At 62.4% G+C, this 9,856-nt stretch carries 2 protein-coding genes and 2 pseudogenes; all 4 read right to left on the reverse strand.

The genetic code is table 11. The features are described 5' to 3' along the window. Positions 1-1,085 (reverse strand): annotated as a pseudogene (locus tag MSIMFI_RS30110) (AMP-binding protein); the annotation flags it as partial. 120 nt (positions 1,086-1,205) lie between these two features. Next, positions 1,206-2,474, reverse strand: a pseudogene (locus MSIMFI_RS30115) (condensation domain-containing protein); the annotation flags it as partial. Beyond that, entirely contained in the window at positions 2,471-5,482 is a 3,012-nt protein-coding gene (locus MSIMFI_RS26840) for a type I polyketide synthase (RefSeq protein WP_191499963.1), read from the reverse strand. The gene MSIMFI_RS26840 and the pseudogene MSIMFI_RS30115, both read right to left, overlap by 4 nt. 509 nt (positions 5,483-5,991) lie before the next feature. After that, positions 5,992-9,856: type I polyketide synthase (locus MSIMFI_RS26845; protein ID WP_191499964.1), on the reverse strand; the 3,865-nt coding region annotated here is incomplete at its 5' end.

Raw genomic sequence — 9,856 nt, forward strand, 5'->3', positions numbered from 1 at the left:
ACATACAACTCCCCCACCACACCCACCGGCACCCGACGCAACCACCCATCCACCACAAACAACGCCAGAGTGCTCAGCGGCACCCCGATCGGACTCACACCACTATCAGCGTCGTGCTCCACGATCGGACGAAGCGACGCATGCACGGTGGTCTCGGTGATGCCATACATATTGACCAACCGCGGCCGGTCGCCATGCCTAGCCAGCCACGCCCCCAACCGGTGCGGCTCCAACGCCTCCCCACCAAAGACCACCGCATCCAGCTGCAGCTGCGAGCCCAGCTCCGGATGTGCCGCATCAGCAGCCACCAACCCGTAAAACGCCGACGGGGTCTGGGACAACACGTTTACGCGCTCGGCGACCAACAACGCAAGCAACTCCTCGGCCGAGCGGGTCACCGACTCCGGCACCACCACCAGCCGGCCCCCACGTAACAACGCACCCCAGATCTCCCACACCGAAAAATCGAACGCATACGAATGACACTGACTCCACACCCGCCCCGGCCCCGCCCCGACCACATCGGCATCCAACAAATCCAACAGATGGCTCACATTGCGGTGGCTAATAGCCACCCCCTTCGGGACACCCGTAGTACCCGAGGTGTAAATGACGTACGCAATATTGTCGGGGTCCGGTGCCGACAACGCCGTGGCCGGGCACGTGCGGATCGCAGGATCCGCCACATCGATAACCAGCAGGTCGAACCCGTCCAGCCGCCAGCGCAGCTCCGCGGTGCTGAGCACCACAGTCGGTGCGGCATCGGTGAGCATGAACGCGATCCGCGCCTCGGGCACCGCGGGATCGATCGGCAGATACGCCGCCCCGGTTTTGAGCACCGCCAAGATCGCCGTGATCGCGTGGGCGGAGCGCTCCACCAACAACCCCACCACATCGCCGGCACCCACCCCGTAACCAACCAGCAAGTGCGCCAACCGATTCGAAGCCTCATCCAGCTCCCGATAGCTATACGACTGCCCCTCAAACACCAACGCAACCGCGTCCGGCGAGCGCCCCACCTGAGCGGCAAACAACACCGGAAGCGACAGCTCGGGCAGCGGTTGGGTTAAGGCGGCGAGGTTACCGATCGTGGTGAGGTAAGCGGGTTCCGATGGTGCGCAATCACCCATGGGCTGGTCGTCGAACAGGGCGCTCACGTCCCGCAGTGGACGGTCCCACATCTCCAACAGCCGCTGCATTATCACCAGCAGACGCCGGCCCAGCGTCTCAGCGCTGATCTCACCCAGTGCATGCTCATCATTGGTCGCTATCGTCAGTGCCAACCCGTTTTCGGAAAGTTCGGCTTGGATGACGACTGGGAAATGGGCCCGGCTCCAAAACTGCGGCGAGCGGAATGTCGCCGGGCCTGCGACCAGCTCGTGATTGCCGCTCAAAACGCCGGCGGGATAGTTCTCGAACGCCAGTACGGTGTCGAATAGTTCGCCTAAGCCGCCAACTGCGCGGATCTGCGAATGGCCGAGGTAGGCATGCTCGCGCAGGCGTGCGGCGTCCTGCTGGATGAACGCACATTGTTGGGCCACCACGGTCCTTGGGTCCAGGCGCACGCGCAACGGCACGGTGTTGATCAGCAGGCCGATCATCGATTCGGTACCGGCCAGCTCGGCGGGCCGGGTGGATACCGTGACCCCAAAGACCACATCTTGGCGGTCGGTCAGGACCGACAGCAACAGCGCCCAAGCCAGCTGGGTCAACGTATTTACCGTGACGCCGCGGCTGCGGGCGCCCTCAACCAGACGAGTCCTGGCGGCCTCGTCGAGGCTCAGTTTTGTGATTGTGGGTTGATGGTCTGGATGTGCCCCGTTGTCGCTGAATGGCACTGCCGCCAACAGAGTGGGCCCCTGCAGGCCGGTAAGATGGTGCCGCCACTGCTGTTCACCTTGCTCTGCGTTGCGGCTGGCCAGCCAACCGATGTAATCACGGAATGGCCGTGGTGGCGGTGGCAGCGAATCGATGTTGCCGCCGGATTTGTACAGCTTCAGTAGCTCGTCGACAAACAGGACCATCGACCATCCGTCGACCACAATGTGATGGGCGGCGACGTGGAATCGCCACTGCTCACCGGGTAACTCGATCAGCAGGAACCGGGTTGGCGGACCCTTCTCGAGGTCAAATCCTCTACCCCGCTCGTCGGCCTCGAGGGCGATCACCGCCTCGGCGGTGGCGGTGACATGGCTCCATGACAGATCGACTCCGGACGGCAGAACCTGGACTGGATGCGGCAAGCCGCGGGCTACGAAGCGAGCCCGCATATTCGGGTAGCGCTCGAGCATGACTCGCGCGCAATCGCGCAGCAGTTCCGCGTCGAGCGGCCCGGAAACATCGACCCCTACCGCGACCACGTAGGGATCATCGGCCGGGGTCTCGCTGGCCATCGCCAACGCGAACAGCCCCTCCTGAAGCGGGCTGAGGGTCATCACATCTTGGATGCCGGCGGCGTTGCTCGTCTGGGTCATGGCAGCACTGCCCCGTCGATCTCTGCCAGCAGGCCTCCTAGTGAACCCAGCTCCGCCGACGACAATCCCGACATGCTCATCGCTTGAGGCCGGTTGTTATCACCATCGTCGACAACGGTCTGACCCTCCTTTTCAGCCGTTCCGGGAAGGGCGTCCAGTGCCGTCGCCAGCTCTCTTACCGTGGGATGCTCGAAAATCATTTGGGGAGTCAGCGGCAGACCCGCCTCCCGTGTCCGGGCCACCAGTCGCATCGCGGAGACACTGTCGCCGCCGAGAGCCAAAAACCGGTCCTCACGCCCGATTTGGTCGATACCGAGAACGTGCGCGATCGCCTCGGCAAGCTTCTTCTCGGTCTCGGTACCGGGCGGCTCACTTGACTCGCTGACGCCGAATTTCGGTGTCGATAGCTGGGCTGCATTCGGGACGGTTGTCCGCGCTTGGCGGCTAACGACGGTTTCGGACCAGAACCGTTGGCGCTGGAATGCGTACGTGGGCAGCTCCACCCGCCGCGCATCTGAACCCGCATACCCGCTCGCCCAATCAATCGGCGTACCACCGACATACGCCGTCGCCAGCCCGCTTACAAACGCTGCGTCCTCATCGACGGAGGCCGGGAGCAACGCCGCCGCGCACCCTCCGCTGGTATCGACATCGTCACCTGCGAAGTGGCCGTTGATGCGAGTGACGAGCTCAGTACCCGGACCAACTTCCAGGAAATTGGTGACGCCACCTTGCGACCGCGCCCACTGCACCGCTTCGATAAAGCGAACGGGTTGCTTCAAGTGGTCAACCCAATATTCCTGAGAGCTCAGTCGACTCGTATCGATGAGTTCGCCGGTGACACACGATATGACGCTGATTGTTGGGACTTGGTAGTTCAGCTGCTGGCAAAGCTGCAATGCGTTGTCCACACTCAACGCATTGGATTCCATAAGCCGACCACGTTCCGCAACGAGATGGCAAGCATCCTGCAGCGACCATAGGCCCGCCACGTATGCGGCCGTCACCTCACCCAAGGAATGACCAACCACATAGTCGGGCCGAAGACCCCAAGATTCGGCAAGCCGAAACAGCGCGACCTCAACTGCGAACAAGGCGGGCTGTGCATACGCGGCTTGATCCAGCAATTCCGCCGGCGACGAGCCAGCTTCGGCGAAAACCACGTTTCGCAACGAAGCACCCATCCGCTCGTCGAAAATCGAGCACACCTCGTCAAATGCATTGCCATACACCGGAAACCGTGAGTACAGCTGTTGTCCCACGCCCAACAACCTCGCACCCTCACCCGGAAACACCAGGGCAGTCTTCACGGAGTCTCCCGCCACACCGCGCGTCAGCGCCGAGGACACCCCGCCGTCAGCCAGCGATCGCAACCCATCGAGCAATTCGCCTCGATCACGTCCGGCGATTACCGCCCGATGGTCAAACTGTGCCCGCGAGCTGGCCAACGACAGCCCAATGTCGATCGAACGAAAGTCGGAATTGTGTTCGAGATGCGCCACCAGCCGAGCGGCTTGCATCGGCAATGCCTCCGCGGAATTCGCGGTGATCACCCACGGTACGACCGGGACGCTGGTACCCGATAATCCAGTCGTCTCGCCTACCAAAGGCTCGTGCGCGGCCTCTTCAACGATTACATGCGCGTTGACCCCGCTGACGCCGAACGCAGACACCCCCGCCCGCCTCGCATCGTCGCCTTGCGGCCACGGGTGCGCAGTCGTGGCCAACCGGATGCAACCCGACGACCAATCCACGTACGGAGTCGGCTCCTCTACATGCAAGGTCGGTGGTATGACCCGATGGCGCAGTGCCTCAACCATTTTGATGACTCCGCCAACCCCAGCCGCAGCCGACGTATGGCCCACATTCGATTTGATCGATCCCACCCACAACGGCTGCCCATCCGGCCGGTGTTGGCCATATGCCTCCATCAGCGCCTCAACTTCGGTGAGGTCGCCCAGCGGAGTTCCGGTGCCGTGCGCCTCAACCACATCCACTTGAGACGCCTCCAGTCCAGCGTCCGCCAGCGCCCGGCGGATCACCTGCTGCTGCGCTAACCGGTTTGGAATTTCCGGCCCGTTCGACGGCCCATTGTGATTGACCGCCGAACCGCGAATTACTCCCAACACTGGATGCTGGTTTTCGAGAGCAACAGACAACCGCTCGAGCAGCAAGATACCCACACCCTCACCCCATCCGGTACCATCCGCCGACGCCGCAAACGACTTGCATCGCCCGTCAGCAGAAGACTTCATTGCAGCCGTCAACCCGACAAAACCTTCTTGCGTCATCAACGTGACGCCCCCGGCAAGCGCCATTGGGCACTCCCCCGACCGCAACGATCGGACGGCCTGATGAATCGCCACCAGCGACGAGGAACACGCGGTGTCGAGAGTGATAGCCGGCCCCTTGAAGCCGAAGAAATGGGAAATTCGGGCGCTGGCCATGCTTGACGCCCCGATGGTCGTCGCTGAAGGAAGGTGACCATCCAGGTCTTCAAGTGCCACGCCGAGGTTTTGCGGGTCGCCCAGAACAGACATCAGACCGAGGAAGACTCCGGTATCGCTGCCCCGCGCAGTCGAGGGGTCGATGCCCGCGTGTTCAAACGCCTCCCATGCGGCCTCCAGCACCAGCCGTTGATGAGGATCCATCAGCAATGCCTCACCCGAGCCGATCCCGAAAAAGTCCGCGTCAAATCCGGTGACATCAGATACGAAACCGCCGGCCGGTCCCCCCGATCGACGTTGTATCGCGAAATTTAGGTCATGATTGCTGTCAATGTCCCAGCCACGGTCGGTCGGCAGATCCGATACCAGGTCACGCCCTTCGCATACAGCACGCCATAAGTCTGTAGGAGAATTCAACCCACCGGGATAGCGACACGCCATACCGATAATCGCAACCGGCTCACGAACTCTCGCTTCCATCTCCCGCAAACGCCGACGTGTCTTCTCAAGCTCCAACACCGTCAGCTTCAGGTAAGAATGAAGTTCTTCAGAATTTGCCATCGGAATAACCTCTCGTGGGCAGTTGGCTGAGGTCGCGTAACGATTTCCGAGCACGGCATGATCGCGAAAAACATACGGACGTGGCTTTACAACTCACTGGAAGCTCCTCAATGGCAGCCCGTCGTAACCTGTAGCGCCTGGAAAACTAGTACCAGGAGCAACACTTGACTATCGACAAGTTGCCCTGTCGAGCCACCTACCACGCTGCACATCGCACATTGCGTATTGATGCGCGCAGCCAGCGGTGCTTGTCACCCAATATGTCAACGCTGATGCGCTCGCCGACGACTCCACTGCCCGACGGCAGGATGGCCGAGGCCGAGCGGCACCGCCTCGATCCGTTCTTAGGAAGGGGATCAAACTGAATGAACGGCAACAGGTTTGGCGACTTCCACAAGCCGCAAACGACCTGGTCGACGCCGTCCACAGGACTTCACCGTCAATCGGCTCTACAAGACCGAGCGACTAGGGCGACAGTCCTTCGGTCGTTCCGGGGCCGCCTATTGGGCTTACGACCCATTCCGGTCGGTCTCGGCATCTGCGGACACTCCGAGTGCTATTGCTAGCAATTCTTCGGGGGTTGAGGAATCGATGATACGTTCAAGTTCGTTGCGGTCGCGGTCCTTTTGATCTGCTATTGGATTGATTCCGACATTTGCCAGGTGCAATAGTTGGTCCAGTAGACCCGCGGCTCGGAGGTCGCTGATCGGGATCGCTTTAACGATGGACCACAGCCTTTCGTCCTCGGATGCTGCAACCCCCGATTCGTTGTTGTTGGAGTTGGGATGGTGGTCGGCGTTGAGTTGGTGGCTACAGTGTCGGGCCAGCTCGGTGGGAGTGGGGTAGTCGAGGGTCAAGGTGGGTGAAATAGTCAGTCCGGTAGCGGTCTTGAGTCGGTTTCGCAGTTCCACGGCGGTCAGCGAATCGAACCCGAGGTCCTGGAAGGTGCTGTCGTGGTCGATGTCTCGGGGGCTGGATTCACCCAGGACTAGCGCAACTTGTGCGCACACCACTTCGGTCAGGAGATCATGCCGTTGGTCGGGGGACAGTCCGTGCAGCCGCGCGGCCAACGCCGATTCGGTTGCGGTGTTGTCGTTAGCAGCGGCCCGCCGCGCTGGCCGGCGCGTGACTAGCCCGTTAAACAACAGTGGCAGCCCAGCATTCAGCGCGGGGTCAGCCAGTGTGTTGCGGTCAAGGCGAGTAGCCACCACCGCGGGATGATCGGCGATCATTGCCGCGTCAAAGAATTCGACGGCTTGCCCAGTGGTCATCGCCGCTAGCCCTGTGCGGCGCATCCGCGCCCTATCGCGATCGCTGAGGTGGGCGGTCATGGTGCTGGCCTGTTCCCATAGTCCCCACCCCAGCGAGATCGCCGTCAACCCGCTGGCACGCCGGTGGGCGGCCAACGCATCCAAGAACGCATTGGCTGCCGCGTAATTGCCCTGCCCCGGAGTCCCCACCACACCAGCGATCGAGGAACACAACACAAACATCGATAGGCCCAAATCAGCGGTGGCCTCGTGCAGATTCCACGCGCCATCTACTTTGGCCCTCAACACCGTATCCACTCGATCCGGAGTCAATGAGCCGATGAGCGCATCATCAAGTGTCCCGGCAGCATGAATCACCCCCGTCAGCGGCGGACACTGCTGACCCAACCGAGTCATCAACTGCGCCACCGCAGCCCGATCAGCCACATCACAAGACAACACCAGCACCCGAGCACCAGCGCGCTCCAACTCAGCGACGATCTCGGCCACACCGTGGGCGTGCTCACCACGGCGGCTGACCAACGCCACATGATTCACCCCGTAACGGGTCACCACATGACGGGCCAACACCGCACCGGCCATCCCAGTCCCACCAGTGATCACCACGGTGCCAGCGGCCAGTTCATCAGCGAGCTGCCCCACCTCCGGCGCCGGCTGGCTGGGGGCTAGCCGGCCGGCATAGGCCACACCGTTGCGCACCACCAGTTGAGGCTCCCCGCTAGCGACCAGCACCGACAAATCCGGTGCGCCCTCACCACCTACGGTTGTTGGTGTGTCGGTGTCGATGAGCATGATTCGGCCCGGGTACTCACTTTGAGCCGAACGCACCAACCCCCACACCGCCGCCCCGCCCAGATCGCGGATCTGCTCACCGGCCAACCCCACCGCACCACGCGTGAGAACTACCAGCGTCCCGGCGCGATCCTGCGCCAGCCAGGACTGCACTACCTCCAACGCCTGATGGGTGCCCGCATATACCGACCCCACTACCGGCTGATCGGCAGATCCCCACTGCCACAACACCACCGGGTCTTCACCCCCACCCTGAACACCGGAGGCGACGAAGTCGTCCCAACACAGCACCGGACGCGGGTCTTTCCGGTCAACGCTGCGCGAATCGAGCGTGATCGCTGACCATGCAACCTCCAGCAACCCCTGAGCCGACTCACCGGCAGCCGCGTTCACCTCGGCATGCAACTGGTGAGCAGTGACCGGGCGAGCAACTAACGAACCCACCGACAACACCGGAAGCCCCGCGGAATCAGCAAGATCCACCGACAATGCGTCATCCCCACATTGGGCGATTCGAACCCGCAGCCGCGTCGCACCAACCCCATGCAACGACACCTGCTGCCAAGAAAACGGCACCACCATGCCCCCGCCGTCGTCCGCGGCATACAGCGCGGCGTGTAACGCTGCGACCAACACCGCCGGATGGATCCCCATCCCGGCCATTTCCACCCCGGCGTCCTCGGGAGCAGCGACTTCGGCGAAGATTTCCTCGCCCGACCGCCATAATCCCTGCAGTCCCTGAAACGCCGGCCCATATTCAAACCCGCGCGCCGCCAACCGCTCATACGCACCAGCGATCTCCACGGGCTGAGCTTCCGCGGGTGGCCAAACCGACAAATCCACCGCCGGGGCCACCACATCGGGCGCTAGCGCGCCCTGGGCATGCAACACCCATTGCATATCGGGCTGATCTGCACGCGAATACACCGCCACCGACCGGCACCCCGACCCCTCAGCGCCGCCGACGACCACCCGAACTTGCACAGCGGCGTCTTGACCCAGTACCAGCGGGGCAGCCAAGACCAACTCTTGCACCAGCGCGCAACCCACCTCGTCCCCAGCACGGATCGCCAACTCCACAAACCCCGCACCGGGAAACACCACCACCCCACCCACGACATGATCGGCCAACCACGGCTGCGCGCCGAGCGACAACCGTCCGGTCAACACCACCCCACCGTCATCGGGGAGCGGCACCACCGCACCCAACAACGGATGACTGGCCTTAGCCAACCCCAACGCAGCCGCATCAGCTGAGCCCACGGAAGCCGACGACAACCAAAACCGCTGTCGCATAAACGCATACGTCGGCAGCTCGACCCGCCGAGCATCCAAGCCTGCAAACACCGCCGACCAATCCACCCCAACACCGGCGACAAACGCTTGCCCAACCGCACTGAGCAACGAAGCCACTTCAGGCTGGTCCTTACCCAACATAGGTACGACCAGCGCTTCAGCCGACGTCAATGTTTGTTGGATAGCGGCACTGAGGCCACCACTGGGACCGGCCTCGATGAAGTGTGTTGCTCCTTGGTCTTTCAGATAACTCACACTTTCGGCGAACCGGACCGGCCGGCGAATATGCTCAACCCAATACCGCGATGAGCCGTAATCAGGTCCAGCCAGCTCACCGGTTACATTCGACACCAACGCAATCCGCGGCGCGCTGACCGTGACGTCAGCGGCGATACGGGCGAACTCATCTAGCATCGGCTCCATTAGCACCGAATGAAAGGCATGCGAGACCGTCAGCCGGTGCACCCGCCAACCCCGGTCGGTGCACCGCTTGGCAACCTCGTCCACCGCGGTCTGCTCACCAGAAATCACTACGGACCCCGGCGCATTGATGGCCGCGATCCCTACTCCCTCAACCAGCAATGGCAGTATTTCGTCCGCGCCGGCGGCCACCGCCACCATCACCCCACCGGCCGGCAACGCCTGCATCAACCGGCCACGCGCGGCCACCAACATCGCCGCGTCCGGCAACGTCAACACTCCGGCGACGTGCGCCGCCGCCAACTCCCCCACTGAATGCCCCATCACGAAGTCTGGGTGAATACCCCAGTGCCTCAACAACTCCCACAATGCCACCTCGACAGTAAACAATCCTGGCTGAGCGAATTCAGTGCTATCAAGCAAATCCTGATCGCCACCCCACACCACATCCCGCAACGGCAACCGCAGATGCCGATCCAACTCGTCGGCCACCGCATCAAACGCCTGGGCGCACACCGGAAACCGCTCATATAACTTCCGACCCATCCCCAGTCGCTGGGCACCCTGGCCGGGAAACACCAGCACCGTCTTGCCC

Origin of the sequence: Mycobacterium simulans, assembly GCF_900232995.1 — a bacterium.
Lineage (GTDB): Bacteria > Actinomycetota > Actinomycetes > Mycobacteriales > Mycobacteriaceae > Mycobacterium > Mycobacterium simulans.